Origin of the sequence: Streptomyces sp. NPDC015346, assembly GCF_043078785.1 — a bacterium.
Taxonomy (GTDB): domain Bacteria; phylum Actinomycetota; class Actinomycetes; order Streptomycetales; family Streptomycetaceae; genus Streptomyces.
Genome location: NZ_JBIBTW010000003.1, coordinates 251,706 through 266,357 on the forward strand (window position 1 = coordinate 251,706; position 14,652 = coordinate 266,357).

Annotated in this window: 15 protein-coding genes; 10 read left to right on the forward strand and 5 right to left on the reverse strand. The window is 72.3% G+C overall.

The window, feature by feature from the left end; genetic code table 11:
• Positions 1–38 precede the first annotated feature (38 nt).
• Positions 39–617: a transglutaminase family protein gene (locus ACF06X_RS12055; protein ID WP_392287130.1), complete on the forward strand. Its 579-nt coding sequence runs from the start codon at positions 39–41 to the stop codon at positions 615–617.
• Positions 618–628: 11 nt separating this feature from the next.
• Positions 629–1,321 carry a B3/4 domain-containing protein gene (locus tag ACF06X_RS12060; protein ID WP_392287131.1) on the forward strand — a complete coding sequence of 231 codons (693 nt, stop codon included), beginning with the start codon at positions 629–631 and terminating at the stop codon, positions 1,319–1,321.
• Positions 1,322–1,410: 89 nt separating this feature from the next.
• Here the strand turns inward: ACF06X_RS12060 and ACF06X_RS12065 are convergent, their stop codons facing one another.
• A complete protein-coding gene (locus ACF06X_RS12065) occupies positions 1,411–2,133 on the reverse strand; it encodes a lysophospholipid acyltransferase family protein (RefSeq protein WP_392287132.1) in 723 nt (240 codons plus the stop codon).
• Between the two features lie 236 nt (positions 2,134–2,369).
• Between ACF06X_RS12065 and ACF06X_RS12070 the strand changes: the two genes are divergently transcribed.
• The 6 genes from ACF06X_RS12070 (at position 2,370) to ACF06X_RS12095 (ending at position 8,839) form a co-directional block, all read left to right on the forward strand.
• On the forward strand, positions 2,370–2,687 hold the full coding sequence (locus ACF06X_RS12070; RefSeq protein WP_392287133.1) for a TlpA family protein disulfide reductase: 318 nt from the start codon (positions 2,370–2,372) through the stop codon (positions 2,685–2,687).
• Between the two features lie 197 nt (positions 2,688–2,884).
• Positions 2,885–3,430, forward strand: coding sequence for a flavin reductase family protein (locus ACF06X_RS12075; protein WP_392287134.1), 546 nt, complete (start codon positions 2,885–2,887; stop codon positions 3,428–3,430).
• Positions 3,431–3,621: 191 nt separating this feature from the next.
• Positions 3,622–4,407, forward strand: coding sequence for an electron transfer flavoprotein subunit beta/FixA family protein (locus ACF06X_RS12080; RefSeq protein WP_392287135.1), 786 nt, complete (start codon positions 3,622–3,624; stop codon positions 4,405–4,407).
• A gap of 102 nt (positions 4,408–4,509) precedes the next feature.
• The gene (locus ACF06X_RS12085; RefSeq protein WP_392287136.1) at positions 4,510–5,484 is read left to right on the forward strand and encodes an electron transfer flavoprotein subunit alpha/FixB family protein; all 975 of its coding nucleotides are present in this window, start codon (positions 4,510–4,512) and stop codon (positions 5,482–5,484) included.
• Between the two features lie 152 nt (positions 5,485–5,636).
• The gene (locus ACF06X_RS12090) at positions 5,637–6,926 is read left to right on the forward strand and encodes a DUF6986 family protein (protein WP_392287137.1); all 1,290 of its coding nucleotides are present in this window, start codon (positions 5,637–5,639) and stop codon (positions 6,924–6,926) included.
• 98 nt (positions 6,927–7,024) lie between these two features.
• Entirely contained in the window at positions 7,025–8,839 is a 1,815-nt protein-coding gene (locus ACF06X_RS12095; RefSeq protein ID WP_392287138.1) for a protein kinase, read from the forward strand.
• A 9-nt stretch (positions 8,840–8,848) separates the two neighbouring features.
• Here the strand turns inward: ACF06X_RS12095 and ACF06X_RS12100 are convergent, their stop codons facing one another.
• Positions 8,849–9,835, reverse strand: coding sequence for a LacI family DNA-binding transcriptional regulator (locus tag ACF06X_RS12100; RefSeq protein ID WP_392287685.1), 987 nt, complete (start codon positions 9,833–9,835; stop codon positions 8,849–8,851).
• 211 nt (positions 9,836–10,046) lie between these two features.
• Between ACF06X_RS12100 and ACF06X_RS12105 the strand changes: the two genes are divergently transcribed.
• Positions 10,047–11,018, forward strand: coding sequence for an ROK family protein (locus tag ACF06X_RS12105; protein ID WP_392287139.1), 972 nt, complete (start codon positions 10,047–10,049; stop codon positions 11,016–11,018).
• A 38-nt stretch (positions 11,019–11,056) separates the two neighbouring features.
• Here the strand turns inward: ACF06X_RS12105 and ACF06X_RS12110 are convergent, their stop codons facing one another.
• Complete coding sequence (locus tag ACF06X_RS12110; protein ID WP_392287140.1) at positions 11,057–11,236, reverse strand: hypothetical protein; 180 nt, start codon at positions 11,234–11,236, stop codon at positions 11,057–11,059.
• A 215-nt stretch (positions 11,237–11,451) separates the two neighbouring features.
• On the opposite strand from ACF06X_RS12110, the gene ACF06X_RS12115 reads away from it, so the two are divergent.
• A complete protein-coding gene (locus ACF06X_RS12115) occupies positions 11,452–12,492 on the forward strand; it encodes an NUDIX domain-containing protein (protein ID WP_392287141.1) in 1,041 nt (346 codons plus the stop codon).
• Positions 12,493–12,509: 17 nt separating this feature from the next.
• Here the strand turns inward: ACF06X_RS12115 and ACF06X_RS12120 are convergent, their stop codons facing one another.
• Both ACF06X_RS12120 and ACF06X_RS12125 read right to left on the reverse strand, forming a co-directional pair.
• Positions 12,510–13,187, reverse strand: coding sequence for an MBL fold metallo-hydrolase (locus ACF06X_RS12120; RefSeq protein WP_392287142.1), 678 nt, complete (start codon positions 13,185–13,187; stop codon positions 12,510–12,512).
• A gap of 84 nt (positions 13,188–13,271) precedes the next feature.
• A complete protein-coding gene (locus tag ACF06X_RS12125) occupies positions 13,272–14,648 on the reverse strand; it encodes a dipeptidase (protein ID WP_392287143.1) in 1,377 nt (458 codons plus the stop codon).
• Positions 14,649–14,652: the final 4 nt, after the last annotated feature.

The following is a 14,652-nucleotide window of genomic DNA, read 5'->3' on the forward strand; positions in this document are numbered from 1 at the left end:
GATTGACTCCGGTCGGCCGCATTCCTACGCTCGGGCGCATGGAACTGATCCAGCGGGAACCAGAACTCTCCGCCTACCTCGCGGCCGACGAGGTCATCGACCATGAGCACCCACTCGTACGGGAGACCGCCGCGCACCTGCGCGCCGACCACCCCGACGCATACTCATACGCGAAGGCCGCCTTCGAGTTCGTCCGGGACGCCATCCCGCACTCATTCGACTCCGGCGACACCCAGGTCACCTGGCGGGCCTCCGACGTCCTCGCGCGGGGCACCGGCATCTGTTACGCCAAGTCGCACGCGCTCGCGGCGCTGCTGCGCGCCGAGGGCATCCCGACCGCCCTCTGCTATCAGAAGTTCGAGGCCCTGCACGGGCTGGTCGCGGTCCGGATGCCGGGGGAGTCGACCTGGCACCGCCAGGATCCGCGGGGCGGCGAGCCGGGCAAGGAGGCCGAGTTCTCCCTGGAGGGCGAGCGGCTGGCCTTCCTCCCGGACCCAGAGTTCAATGAAGTGGACTCCCCGGTATTGTACGCTGTACCGCATCCGGCGGCGCTGCACGCCCTGCGGTCGGCGCGGGACGTGCCGGAGCTCTCCCGGACCCTCCCGACCGAACTCTGACAAGGACCGCGATGCCCCTCACCCTGACCGTGTCCGACGAGGTACGCGCCCTCGTGCCCGGCTTCACCCACCTCGCCGTCGAGGCGCACGGGCTGGTCAACGGGCCCAGCGACGAGGCCAGTTCGGCCCTGCTCGACGACGCGGCCCGTCGCCTCGCGCAGCGGCTCGACGGACAGGCACCGGACAAGGACCCGCACATCGCCGCCTGGCGCGCCGCGTACACGGCGTTCGGCGCCAAGCCGTCCCGTACCCGCAACTCCGCCGAGGCGCTCGCCAGGCGAGCCCTCGCGGACGGCGGGCTGCCCCGGATCAACCGGCTCGTCGACGCCTACAACGCGATCAGCGTCGCCCATCTGATCCCCGTCGGCGGCGAGGACCTGGGCCGCATCCAGGGCGCGATGAGCCTCGTCCGGGCCACCGGCGACGAGCCGTTCGTGACCATGGCGGGCGGCGAGGAGACCGTGGAGCACCCCGAGCCGGGCGAGATCGTCTGGCGCGACGAGGCGGGCGTCACCTGCCGCCGCTGGAACTGGCGCCAGGGGCCGCGCACCCGGATCGAGGACGACACCGTCGACGCGATCTTCCTGCTGGAGTCGCTGGCCCCCATGACCCGCGAGGAGCTCATGGCGGCGGGCACGGAACTCGCCGAGTCGCTGGAGAAGCTCAGCCCCGGGGCGCGGATCACCGTCGGCACCCCGGAGTGACGACCCGCCGCCGCGGCCGGAACCCCGGACCCGCGGCGGACCCTCGGCCTGCTTCCGTGACGGAGGTCAGCCGGTTCCTCGGACGACGCTCAGCCGGCTTCTTTGACCTGGGCCGGAGTCGGAGCCGTGCCCCCGAGGTGCGCGGGCACCCACCAGGTGTCGCTCGCGTCCTTGGGACGTACGGGATAGGCGCGCTGCGCGGCCTCGAGAAGCTCCTGCACACGCTCGCGCAGGCGCCGGGTGATGGCCCCCGCGTACTGGTCGGCCGGAGCCTCCATCGGCTCCCCGACGCGGATGGTCACCGGGATGTGGCTGCGCTTGAAGTTCCGCGGCCGGCCCTTCGTCCAGACGCGCTGCGTGCCCCAGAGCGCCATCGGGATCAGCGGCACCCCGGCCTCCTGGGCGAGTCGCGCCGCACCCGACTTGAAGCTCTTCAGCGTGAACGACTGCGAGATCGTCGCCTCGGGGAACACCCCGATGATCTCCCCGGCCCGCAGCGACTCCAGCGCGTGCTGGTAGGCGTGCTCGCCCTGCGAGCGGTCCACCGGAATGTGCTTCATGCCGCGCATCAGCGGGCCCGAGACCTTGTGCCGGAACACCGAGTCCTTGGCCATGAAGCGCACCAGGCGCTTCTGCGGCAGAGCGGCCAGGCCCGTGAAGATGAAGTCCAGATAGCTGATGTGATTGCTGACGAGCACGGCACCGCCGGTACGCGGGATGTGCTCCGAACCCTGGGTGTCGATCTTCAGGTCGAGCGCCTTGAACAGCGTCAGTGCGGCGCCGATGACCGGCCGATAGACGAGTTCTGCCATCTGAGAGGAACCCCTTCTTCTTTGCCTGGGGAGGGTTCTCCCGGCGGAAGTTACGCAGCCGTAGGTTTTAGGCTTTGGGCAGATCGTGCCCCATGTGGGCCGTCGTGACCAGTCCTGACGGCTTCGTACGGCGAGATTCTCGTCACGCCCCCCGGCCATGGCGGGAATCGAACGGTGCCGCGGGGCGCTGCACGGGAGAGCCAAGGGCCAGGAGTGGCGAGCGGGAAGAAGGGGACATGACACGACAGGTGGAGACGCTCGGCGCGGAGAGCGGGGTCGAGCTCGGGGAGCGGGCCACCCTGGTGCAGTTCTCCACGGCCTTCTGCCAGCCCTGCCGCGCCACCCGCCGCACGCTGGCCGAGGTCGCCGCGATGATCGAAGGTGTCGGGCACGTGGAGATCGACGCCGAGGAGCGCCTCGATCTCGTCCGCCGGCTCGGCATCGTCCGTACCCCCACCGTCCTGGTCCTCGACCGCGCCGGACGGGTCGTGGTCCGGGCGGCGGGACAGCCCCGCCGGGCGGACGTCATCGCCGCCCTGGGCCGCGCCGTCTGACGCGGTGACACATCTCCCACATCCCGGGACGCGCTTGACTGCACCGGCCAACGATCGTCAGGCTGGCCGGATGCCCCAAGAACTCCTTCTCCACGGGCGGGCCGACGTCGATCTGGCCCGCAACGCGAGCGCGCGCTGTCCGGGTGTCTGAGAACCCACGGACTCCCCTCACGACGCCCCCGCAGAAGGACAGTTCCATGACGGTTTCGCCCGAGCTCCGCACTCTCCGCGCCCCTCGGCAGGCCTCTCCCGATCTCCGCCGCTCCGATCTCCACCGCTCCGACCTTCTGCGTTCCGTCTTCCGGCAGCACGCGGCCGGTGTCGCGGTCGTCACCGCCCACGGAGACCGTCCCGTCGGCTTCACCGCCACCTCCCTCACCTCGGTCGCCGCCGACCCTCCTCTCCTCTCCTTCGGCGTGGGCACCACCTCCTCCAGCTGGCCGGTGATCGCCGAGGCCGAGCACATCGGCGTCCACATACTCGGCGAGCACCAGCGGGAGCTGGCCGACACGTTCGCCCGCAGCGGCGCCGACCGGTTCGGTGCCCCGACCCGCTGGAGCGTCGGCCCCGAGGGCGTGCCGGTGCTCGACGGGGTGCTCGCCTGGCTGGTGTGCCGGGTGGTGGCCCGCGTCCCGGCCGGGGATCATCGGATCGTGATCGCCGAGGTCGTGGCGGGGGACCCCGCCGGTGAGGGCCGGCCGCTCCTCTACCACCAGGGTCGATTCACCGCCCTGCGCGACTGAGGCGACCCGCCCGCTTCGCGTTGGCAAGGTCACACACCTGAGCGCTTGCTCACCGGTAACGGATTGGGTGTACTGACGAGTAATATCTCGGGTGGGGCGCCCAGCGGCCCCGACCGGAAACCCGCCCTTCAGGCGCCTATGCTGCGAGCAACAAGGCAGCCCAGTAATGACGATGCAGTAGGAGAGCCGGCGTGAGCTTGAGGATCGTTGTCTGTGTGAAGTACGTGCCCGACGCCACCGGCGACCGGCACTTCGCCGATGACCTGACCGTCGACCGCGACGACGTCGACGGCCTCCTTTCGGAGCTCGACGAGTACGCCGTCGAGCAGGCGCTGCAGATCGCCGAAGAGGCGGACGAGGCCGAGGTCACCGTCATCACGGTCGGCCCCGAGGACGCCAAGGACGCGCTGCGCAAGGCGCTGTCCATGGGCGCCGACAAGGCCGTCCACGTCGAGGACGAGGACCTGCACGGCTCCGACGTCATGGGCACCTCGCTGGTGCTGGCCAAGGCGATCGAGAAGACCGGCTACGACGTCGTCATCGCGGGCATGGCCTCCACGGACGGCACCATGGGCGTCCTGCCGGCCATCCTCGCCGAGCGTCTGGGCGTCCCGCAGGTCACGCTGCTCTCCGAGGTGAAGATCGAGGACGGTGTCGTCAAGGGCCGTCGCGACGGTGACACCGCGTCCGAGCAGCTGGAGGCCTCGCTTCCGGCCGTCGTGTCGGTGACGGACCAGTCGGGCGAGGCCCGCTACCCGTCCTTCAAGGGCATCATGGCCGCCAAGAAGAAGCCGGTGGAGTCCTTGGACCTCTCCGACCTCGACATCGAGGCCGACGAGGTCGGCCTGGAGGGCGCCTGGACGGCGGTCGACTCCGCCACCGAGCGCCCCGCGCGCACCGCGGGCACGATCGTCAAGGACGAGGGCGAGGGCGGCAAGCAGCTGGCCGAGTTCCTCGCGAGCCAGAAGTTCATTTAGTTGCCGGGGGTCCGGGGGTTGCCCCCGGACCAGCACAGCATCTAGGGCTCGCGCGAGCCGCTGAAGTCCGCCCCTCTTTCGTTCGCAGGAGATTGAAGTCCCATGGCTGAGATTCTCGTCTACGTCGACCACGTCGACGGAGCCGTCCGCAAGCCCACCCTGGAGCTGCTGACGCTGGCCCGCCGCCTCGGCGAGCCCGTCGCCGTCGCGCTGGGCAACGGCGCCGAGGCCACCGCCCCGGCCCTCGCCGAGCACGGTGCCACCCGTGTCCTGACCGCCGACGCCCCCGAGTTCGCCGACTACCTCGTCGTACCGAAGGTGGACGCGCTGCAGGCCGCGTACGAGTCTGTGTCCGCCGCCGGCTCCCTGGCCGCCGTGCTCGTCCCGTCCTCCGCCGAGGGCAAGGAGATCGCGGCCCGCCTCGCGGTCCGCATCGGCTCCGGCATCATCACCGACGCCGTCGACCTCGAGGCCGGAGACGAGGGCCCGGTCGCGACGCAGTCCGCGTTCGCCGCCTCCTTCACCACCAAGTCCCGTGTCTCCAAGGGCACTCCGGTCATCACGGTCAAGCCGAACTCGGCCCCCGTCGAGGCCGCCCCGGCTGCCGGCACCGTCGAGCCCCTCGCCGTGACCTTCTCCGCCCAGGCCACCGGCACCAAGATCACCGCGCGCACCCCGCGCGAGTCGACCGGCCGCCCGGAGCTGACCGAGGCCGCGATCGTCGTCTCCGGCGGCCGAGGCGTCAACGGCGCCGAGAACTTCGCCATCATCGAGGCGCTCGCCGACTCCCTCGGCGCGGCCGTCGGCGCCTCGCGCGCCGCCGTCGACGCCGGCTGGTACCCGCACTCCAACCAGGTCGGCCAGACCGGCAAGTCGGTCTCGCCGCAGCTGTACATCGCCTCCGGCATCTCCGGTGCGATCCAGCACCGCGCGGGTATGCAGACCTCGAAGACCATCGTCGCCATCAACAAGGACGCCGAGGCCCCGATCTTCGACCTCGTCGACTACGGCGTGGTCGGCGACCTCTTCGACGTCGTCCCGCAGCTGACCGAAGAAGTCAAGGCCCGCAAGGCCTGACCTGCGGTTCTCTCGCGGCCGGGGCCGCACGGTGATCTCTCACCGTGCGGCCCCGCGCCGTTTCGGACAACCATTGACGCAGGTCCCGGCGGACTACTAACTTCGCCATACGGATTGTTGATTCCGTGAAGCGGAAAACAGGAGGATGTGGGATGGGTCAGCAGGAGAAGGTGTCGACGAGCCTCGCCGGAGCGGTCAGCGAGGGCATCAGCGCCTCCCTCGCAGCGGTGGACGCCGAGCTCGACCGGCGCTACCCGGGAGACCCGGGCACCCGCCAGCCCGTCCACACCGTCTACGTCCCCGGCAACGTCTTCGAGGCCGGAACCATCCGCTCCTGGGGCGACCAGGCCCTCGCCGCCCTCGATGAGCACGCCTCCGACGCGAACGCCTTCGCCGCCGTCCTCGGCCTCTCCGACGACCTGGCCGAGGACGTCTACCGCCGCGTCCGCGCCAAGCTGGAGCGCGAGCCCATCGAGGACCTCCGGGTCGACTTCGAGGACGGTTACGCCGGCCAGGACGAAGACGCCGACGCCGCCCGCGCCGCCCGCCTGATCTCGGAGGCGTACAAGAACGGCACGGCCGCCCCGTACATGGGCATCCGGATGAAGTGCATGGAGGCCGCCGTACGCGACCGCGGCATCCGCACCACCGACGTCTTCCTGACCGGCCTCATGGAGAACGGCGGCCTGCCCGACGGCCTCGTCCTCACCCTCCCCAAGGTCACCTACCCCGAGCAGGTCTCCGCCTTCGTCCGCCTCCTGGAGGCCTTCGAGAAGGCCCACGGCCTCGACGACGGCCGCCTGGGCTTCGAGATCCAGATCGAGACCAGCCAGGCCATCCTCGCCGCCGACGGCACCGCCGCCGTCGCCCGCATGATCGACGCCGCCGAGGGCCGCGCCACCGGACTGCACTACGGCACCTTCGACTACAGCGCCTGCCTCGGCGTCTCCGCCGCCTACCAGGCCAGCGACCACCCGGCCGCCGACCACGCCAAGGCGATCATGCAGGTCGCCGCCGCGGGAACCGGCGTACGGGTCTCCGACGGCTCCACCAACGTCCTGCCGGTCGGCTCCACCGAGCACGTCCACGAGGCCTGGCGACTGCACTACGGCCTCACCCGACGCGCCCTCGCCCGCGCCTACTACCAGGGCTGGGACATGCACCCGGCCCACATCCCCACCCGCTACGCCGCCGTCTTCGCCTTCTACCGCGAGGGCTTCGAGACCGCCGCCAAGCGCCTCTCCGCCTACGCCAACCACGCGGGCGGCGACGTCATGGACGAGCCGGCCACCGCCAAGGCCCTCAGCTCCTACCTGCTGCGCGGCATCGACTGCGGAGCCCTCGACACCGCCGAGGTCGACGCCCTCACCGGCCTGACCCGCGCCGACCTCGACCGCTTCGCGGCCCCGCGCCGCGGCGACCTCACCGCCACGGCCCAGTAACAAGCGGAAACCACCAAGCGGAACCACCCGCGCCGAGCGCGCGACCGTGCCCCGTACTCTGTACGCGTTCAACGCAGCCGACAGAGAACGGGGCATCGGTGTCTTCGGGGGAGAACGAACGGCTGGCCGGCCGTTATCGAGTCGTGCGCCAACTGGGCCGCGGCGGCATGGGTGTCGTCTGGCGGGCCGTCGACGAGGTCCTCGGCCGCGAGGTGGCCGTCAAGGAACTGCGGACGTACAACGACTCGTCCGGTCCGGAACTGGCCGATCTGCGCCTGCGGATGCAGCGCGAGGCCCGGGCGGCGGCCCGGGTACGGCACCCCGGGGTCATCGCCGTCCACGACGTGACCGACCACCAGGGCCGCCCCGTCATCGTCATGGAACTCGTCGACGGGCCCTCGCTCGACGACGTCCTCAGAGACCGCGGCGTCCTGGACCCGCGGGAGGCCGCGCGCGTCGGAGCCGCCGTCCTGGAGGCGCTCGCCGCCGCCCACGACGTCGGCGTGCTCCACCGGGACGTGAAGCCCGGCAACGTCCTCCTCGACAAGGGAGGACGGGTCGTCCTCACCGACTTCGGCATCGCCGCCATGGACGACCCGGGCGACGGCTCCACCACCCACCTCACCCGCAGCGGCGAGATCGTCGGATCACTGGACTACCTGGCACCGGAGCGCGCCCAGGGGCAGCAGCCCGGACCCGCGTCCGACGTCTGGGCGCTCGGCGCGACGCTGTACGCGGCCGTGGAGGGCTCCTCTCCGTTCCGCCGCACGTCGACCTGGTCCACGCTCAACGCCATCGTCGTGGAACCGCTGCCCGAGCCGCGCCGCGCCGGGCCCCTCGGGCCCGTACTCCAGCTCCTGATGCACAAGGACCCGGCACAGCGCCCCGACGCCCGCGCGGCGGCCCGGCTCCTCACCGCCGTGGCCCAGAGCGAGAACGCCGCCCCGTCCGCCCCGGTCGCCCAGGCCACGCCGTCCGGCGTCCCGGCGCCCCCACCGGTGCCGACGGAGCCCAACGCGGTCCCGCACCACCCCGCGGGCTTCGGCCCCGCGACGCCGCACAAGGCCGGCGGCTTCGGGCCCGCCTCCGTACCGGCCGGTGGTTTCCCGTCCGCCGGATACGCGCCCGGCGGCGCTGCGGCGACGTCTCCGGGCGCCCAGCCGACCGTCGCACCGCCGGCGACCGGGCCGAAGCGGTCCATGGCGCTGGTCGCCGGGGCGGTCGCCGCCGTGCTGCTGGCGGGCGGCGGAGTGACGTACGCCCTGGTCGGACAGGACGACGGTACGAAGCAGGAGCAGCTGGCCGGGGACCAGGCGCCGGACAGCCCCGAGGCGAGCCCCGGCCGGGTCCTCGACCCGGGCACCGCGCACCCGGCGACCGCGTCAGCCACTCCCTCCAAGGCGGGCGCGACGAAGTCAGCCGCGCCGTCTCCGACCGGGGCGTCGAAGGCGCCCCTGCCCGGCTCCGGCGGCGGCACGGACGCCGGCGGCACCACCACGGGCGGAACCACCTCCGGCGGCACCGCTTCGGGCGGCGGCTCCACGACCGGTGGCGGCTCCGCGAGCGGGGGTAGCGGTACGACGGGAGGCTCGGCCACCACGGGCGGCGGCGCCCCGGCCCCGCAGCCCGCGCCCGTCTGTCACTCCCGCGGCGACGGGAAGTACGACTGCCAGGTGTGGCGCACGGAGAAGACGTACAGCCACGGGGGCGGCGAGATGGGCGTCCTCAACGCCGGCACGAACTACTTCTACTGCCAGGCGAACCTCGGCCGGCGGGAGACGTCCGGCGAGTGGACGAACGTCTGGTGGGCCAGGACCGACGACGACAGCGGCAACACGAACGTGTACTTCAGCGTCGTCTACATCAAGGGCGGCGACAACGACCAGCCGGTGCCCGGCCTGCCCGTCTGCTGAGCCGGCTTCCTATGCGGACGGCGGGGGCGGGACCTCCCCCGAACCGCGCGGGATCAGGGTCGTCTTCAGGACCACCTGGGCCGGCGGCTCCTCGACGCCGTCCAGGCGGCGGAAGAGCCGTTCCGCCGCCGTGCGGCCCAGCGCGGCGGCGTCCTGGGCGATGACCGTGATCCCGAGCAGGTCCGCGAGCTCGATGTCGTCGAACCCGACCAGGGCCACCGGGTGTTCGCGCCCGGCCAGCGCCCGTACCGCCGTCACCGTCACGCGGTTGTTGCCCGCGAAGAGCGCCGTGACCGGCTCCGGCCCCGACACCATCGCCGTGACCGCCTCCCGTACCCGCTCCGGGTCGGTGGGGCCCAGCGAGACCCAGGGGTCCTCCACGGCGAGGCCCGCGTCCTCCATCGCCGCCCGGTAGCCGCGCAGCCGCTCGGTCGCGGTGTGGATGCGGGGCTGGTCGCCGATGAAACCGATCCTGCGGTGACCGTGGGCGATCAGATGGGCCACCCCGGCGCGGGAGCCGCCGAAGCTGTCCGAGAGCACGGCGTCGGCGTCGATCCGGCCCGCCGGCCGGTCCACGAAGACGGTGGCGACACCGGCCTTCATCTCCGGTTCCAGATAGCGGTGGTCGTTGCCGGCCGGAATCACGATGAGCCCGTCGACCCGGCGGGCGCACAGCGCGAGCGCCAACTCCTGCTCCCGCTCCGGGTCCTCCGCGCTGGAACCGTTGATGAGCAGCGCGCCGTGTGCCCGGGCGACCTCCTCGACGGCGCGGCTGAGCGGACCGTAGAACGGGTCGGCGAGATCCTCCAGGACGAGACCGACCGAGGCGGTGCGCCCCTTGCGCAGAACCCGGGCGCTGTCGTTACGGCGGAAGCCGAGCGATTCGATGGCCTCCTGGACCCGGCGCTCGGTGTCGGGGGTGACGCCGGCTTCGCCGTTGACGACACGGGAGACCGTCTTGAGGCCGACGCCCGCCCGGGCGGCGACGTCCTTCATCGTGGGCCGATTGCCGTAACGGTGCTCGGGGCGGCGGGCGGTCTCGGCCACGGTGCGCAGATCCTCTGTCTCTTCGGGACGGGCTCGTCGGTGCCGTCGTGGTGTTCGTGATGTTGTCGAGCATAGGCCCTGGACAACGTTGTCAGAGGGAGGGAGACTGGAGCTGACACCGATCGTCGCCTTCGGCTGCCCTTCTGGAGACACCGCACCCATGCATACCGACCTCGTCGCCGGCCTCGTCGTCGCCCTGGACATCGGCGGGACCAAGATCGCCGGTGCGCTGGTGGACGGCGACGGTCGCCTTCTCGTCCGGGCCCAACGGCCCACCCCGGCGCGGGAGGACGGCGAGACGGTGATGCGGGCGGTCGAGGAGGTGCTCGCCGAGCTGGCGACCTCGTCGCTGTGGGCCGCGGCGGGGGCGGTGGGCATCGGCAGCGCGGGCCCCGTGGACGCCTCCCGGGGGACGGTCAGTCCCGTCAACGTGCCGGGGTGGCGCGGCTTTCCGCTGGTCGAGCGGGTGGGCCGGGTGGTGGGCGGCCGGCCGGTGACGCTGGTCGGCGACGGAGTCGCGATGACGGCGGCCGAGCACTGGCAGGGTGCCGCCCGTGGCCACGACAACGCGCTGTGCCTGGTCGTCTCGACCGGCGTGGGCGGCGGTCTGGTCCTCGGCGGTCAGATCCATCCCGGTCCCACGGGGAACGCGGGCCACATCGGGCACATCAGCGTGGACCTGGACGGCGATCCGTGCGCGTGCGGTGGGCGTGGCTGTGTCGAACGGATCGCGAGCGGGCCCCACATCGCCCGCCGGGCCCTGGAGAACGGCTGGCTTCCCGGTCCCGACGGGGACGTCTCGGCCGCCGCGGTGGCCGCCTCGGCGCGAGCCGGGGACCCGATCGCCGTCGCCTCCTTCGAGCGCGCCGCGCAGGCGTTGGCGGCCGGCATCGCGGCCACCGCGACCCTGGTCGAGATCGACATCGCGGTCGTCGGCGGGGGAGTGGCGGGCGCCGGTGACGTCCTCTTCACCCCGCTTCGCCGCAGCCTGGCCACCTACGCGACCCTCTCCTTCGTCCGCCATCTCCAGGTCGTGCCCGCCCTCACCGCCACCGACGCCGGCCTCCTCGGCGCGGCGGCGGCCGCCTTCCCCCACCCCTCCCGGACGGCCACACCGCAGCGGACGGGCTGACACGGGAGGCTCGCCGCGCGGGGGCGGGTCAGGGCGGGTCAGGCGTTCGCCGTCTCCGGGGTCCGCTGGGAGACGATCACCAGGAACGTGTCCGTCTCCAGGTCCATCACCACCTCCGCCGGAAGCCCCTCGTCCCGGAGCGCACTCGCGCGCTCCTCGGCGGGCCAGCTGCCCCGCGGCCCTCCCGCGGGAAACTTCTCCAATACCGTACGGCTCATGTCCGCACCCCCTTGCCTCGCGGGTCCAACGACACTCGGACCCGAAGTGTTACGCATCGCCCCGCACGGGCGTTCGTGCCGTGAGGCGTCTCACATACCCCGTTCCTCCTGACCGACGCCCGTTCGGACGCCTCCGGTTCCCCCGGTTCTCCCCGGTGGTTTCCGTGGCAGGGTGTTGCGGGCAAGCCACTGGGGGCTACCGAAGAGGGGGAATCGTGATCGTCTGGATCAACGGTGCGTTCGGCGCGGGAAAGTCCAGCACCGCGCGCGAGCTGGTCGATCTGATCCCGAACAGCACCCTGTACGACCCCGAGCTCATCGGCGGCGCGATGAGCTGGCTGCTGCCGCAGAAGCGGCTCGCCGAGGTCAACGACTTCCAGGACCTGCCGATCTGGCGCCGCATGGTCGTGGACACCGCCGCCGCTCTGCTCGCCGAGGTCGGCGGGATCCTCGTCGTCCCGATGACCCTGCTCCGCCAGGAGTACCGCGACGAGATCTTCGGCGGCCTCGCCGCCCGTCGCATCCAGGTGCGCCATGTCCTGCTCGCCCCGGACGAAACGATCCTGCGCGCCCGGATACACGGCCGGACACCCGACCACTCGCAGTCGGCCGAACTCACCCGCGTCCGCCAGTGGTCCCTGGACCACATCGAGCCCTACCGCACGGCCGTCCACGACTGGCTGGGCGCCGACGCCTACATCGTCGACAGCTCCGCGCTCACCACCGCCGAGACCGCCCGCGCCGTCGCCGAGGCCGTCACCTCCGGCACGGCCGCCCCCTGCGGCATCGTCCAGACGCCCGAACCCACCGGTGAGACCCTGGCGGCCGGAGTCCTGCTCTTCGACGAGCACGACCGCTTCCTTCTCGTCGACCCCACCTACAAGCCCGGCTGGGAGTTCCCCGGCGGCGTCGTCGAACCCGGCGAGCCGCCCGCCCGCGCCGGCATGCGCGAGGTCGCCGAGGAGATCGGGCTCGAACTCGACGCCGTACCCAGCCTGTTGCTCGTCGACTGGGAACGGCCCCAGCCCCCCGGCTACGGCGGTCTGCGGCTCCTCTTCGACGGCGGCCGGCTGCCCGCCGCCGAGGCGGAACGGCTCCTCCTGCCCGGAGCCGAACTGCGCGGCTGGCGCTTCGTCACCGAGACGGAGGCCGCCGACCTGCTCCCGCCCGTCCGCTACCGCCGCCTCCACTGGGCCCTGCGCGCCCGCGAACGCGGCACCGTCCTGAACCTGGAGGCCGGCGTCCCCGTCGGCTGAGCCCGGTGCCGGTCGCCCTACGACGCCGCGGCGAGCCGCTCCGCGGCGTCCTCCGTCACCGGCGCGCCGTGACCGCAGCAGATCACCGAGGGCTTCAGCCCGGCCATCCGCCGCATCGAGGCCGTCGCGCGCTCACGGTCCACATGGAAGACGCCGAGGGTCACCCCCTGCACGGAGGCGACCGTGTCCCCCGTGAACAGCACGCCGTGGCTCGGGAGATGCACGGCGATCGAGCCCTCCGTGTGCCCGGGGGTGTGCACCACCACGGCCCCGTCCCCGAACTCCAGCACGTCACCGTCCTCCAGCTCCCGGTCGACCCGCGTCGGCGGCGCCTCGGGGACGGTGAGACCGTGCTCGTACAGCGGGATCTCCCAGTCGAGCAACACCGGCTCGGGGACCGGCGCTTCGCCCCTGATCACCGGGGCGTCGAGGCGGTGGGCGAGGATCCGCGCGCCATGACGGTCCGCCAGCTCCTGGGCGGAGCCCACGTGGTCGCGGTGGCAGTGGGTGAGCACGATCCGGCGCAACCGGGCGGGGTCCAGGCCCTCTCCCCGTAGCGCCGTCTCGATCTCCGACGCCGCACCCACCCAGCCGGCGTCGATCAGGGTCAACTCCCCTTCGTCCTGCCAGAGATACGCCTGGCCGATGGAGAAGTCGAGCATGTGCAGCCGCGGAGTGATCGGGATGAGTTCCATGCGGCGAACGTACGTCGTCACGTCCGCCCGCCGCATCGTTCTACGCTCTCGGCGAGCTTCGCCCAGCGCGTAAGGGCTGCCCCTCTAACCCTGCTTCGAGCGGGCGTAGTTCAGCAGGAAGTGCGCCTCCGCCACCGAGAGCCGCTCCAGCTCCTCCGGCGACACCGACTCGTTCACGGCGTGGATCTGCGCCTCCGGGTCGCTCAGGCCGATCAGCAGGATCTCCGCCTTCGGGTAGAGCGCGGCGAGCGTGCTGCACAGCGGGATCGACCCGCCCATGCCCGAGGCCTGCATCTCCTCACCCGGGTACGCGAGCCGCATCGCCTCGGCCATCGAGGTGTACGCCGGGCTCGTCACGTCGGCGCTGAACGCCTGGCCCTGGCCGACCTGCTCGAAGCTCACCCGGGCGTTCCACGGCACCCGCTTCTGGATGTGCGCGTAGAGCAGCTGGGTCGCCTCGGCGGCGTCCTGGCCCGGCGGCACCCGCAGGCTGATCTGCGCGCGGGCCGTCGACGGGATCGACGGGGTCGCGCCGGCCACCGGGTGGCAGTCGATGCCGATGACCGTGACGGCGGGACGGGCCCAGATGCGGTCCGCGACCGTACCGCTGCCCGCGAGACCCACGCCGTCCAGGACCTTGGCGTCCCTGCGGAAGTCCTCCTCCGGGTACTGCAGGCCCTCCCACACCGCGTCCGCCGGCAGCCCGTCGATGACCGTCGAGCCGTCCTCGGCCCGCAGGGTGTCCAGTACGCGGATCAGCGCGGCCAGCGCGTCCGGCGCCGCGCCACCGAACTGGCCGGAGTGGAGGTTGCCTTCGAGGGTGTCGATCCGGACGCGGATCATTGTCATCCCGCGCAGGGTCGCCGTCACCGTCGGCAGGCCGACCCGGAAGTTCCCGGTGTCGCCGATCACGATCGCGTCGGCGGTCAGCAGCTCGGGGTGCGCCTCGGCGTACCGCTCGAGGCCGCCCGTGCCCTGCTCCTCCGAGCCCTCCACGATCACCTTGACCGTGACCGGCACCCCGCCGTTCGCCTTCAGGGCGCGCAGCGCCAGCAGGTGCATGATGAAGCCGCCCTTGCAGTCGGCCGCGCCACGCCCGTACCAGCGGCCGTTCCGCTCGGTCAGTTCGAACGGCGGAGTGATCCAGGCCGACTCGTCCAGCTTCGGCTGCACGTCGTAGTGGGCGTAGAGCAGGACCGTCGGGGCGCCGACCGGGCCGGGCAGCACGCCGTAGACGGACTGCGAACCGTCCGGGGTGTCGAGCAGCGCCACATCCTGGAAGTCCTCCGCGCGCAGCGCGTCCGCCACCCAGTTGGCGGCCGCCTCGCACTCGCTGCGCGGCGCCACCGCCTCGTCCGCCACCGATTCGAAGGCCACCAGTTCCGCGAGCTCCGCCTTGGCGCGCGGCATCAGCGCGGCGACGGTCTCGGCGATGGTCCCGGCGGTCGGATGGGCGGTCATGGGC

Bases quoted from the DNA above. Each gene is read 5' to 3' on its own strand.
- ACF06X_RS12065 (WP_392287132.1), bottom strand. From the start codon at position 2,133: ATGGCAGAACTCGTCTATCGGCCGGTCATCGGCGCCGCACTGACGCTG.
- ACF06X_RS12060 (WP_392287131.1), top strand. From the start codon at position 629: ATGCCCCTCACCCTGACCGTGTCCGACGAGGTACGCGCCCTCGTGCCC.
- ACF06X_RS12090 (WP_392287137.1), top strand. From the start codon at position 5,637: ATGGGTCAGCAGGAGAAGGTGTCGACGAGCCTCGCCGGAGCGGTCAGC.
- ACF06X_RS12120 (WP_392287142.1), bottom strand. From the start codon at position 13,187: ATGGAACTCATCCCGATCACTCCGCGGCTGCACATGCTCGACTTCTCC.
- ACF06X_RS12070 (WP_392287133.1), top strand. From the start codon at position 2,370: ATGACACGACAGGTGGAGACGCTCGGCGCGGAGAGCGGGGTCGAGCTC.
- ACF06X_RS12105 (WP_392287139.1), top strand. From the start codon at position 10,047: ATGCATACCGACCTCGTCGCCGGCCTCGTCGTCGCCCTGGACATCGGC.
- ACF06X_RS12125 (WP_392287143.1), bottom strand. From the start codon at position 14,648: ATGACCGCCCATCCGACCGCCGGGACCATCGCCGAGACCGTCGCCGCG.
- ACF06X_RS12075 (WP_392287134.1), top strand. From the start codon at position 2,885: ATGACGGTTTCGCCCGAGCTCCGCACTCTCCGCGCCCCTCGGCAGGCC.
- ACF06X_RS12085 (WP_392287136.1), top strand. From the start codon at position 4,510: ATGGCTGAGATTCTCGTCTACGTCGACCACGTCGACGGAGCCGTCCGC.
- ACF06X_RS12110 (WP_392287140.1), bottom strand. From the start codon at position 11,236: ATGAGCCGTACGGTATTGGAGAAGTTTCCCGCGGGAGGGCCGCGGGGC.
- ACF06X_RS12100 (WP_392287685.1), bottom strand. From the start codon at position 9,835: ATGAAGGACGTCGCCGCCCGGGCGGGCGTCGGCCTCAAGACGGTCTCC.
- ACF06X_RS12055 (WP_392287130.1), top strand. From the start codon at position 39: ATGGAACTGATCCAGCGGGAACCAGAACTCTCCGCCTACCTCGCGGCC.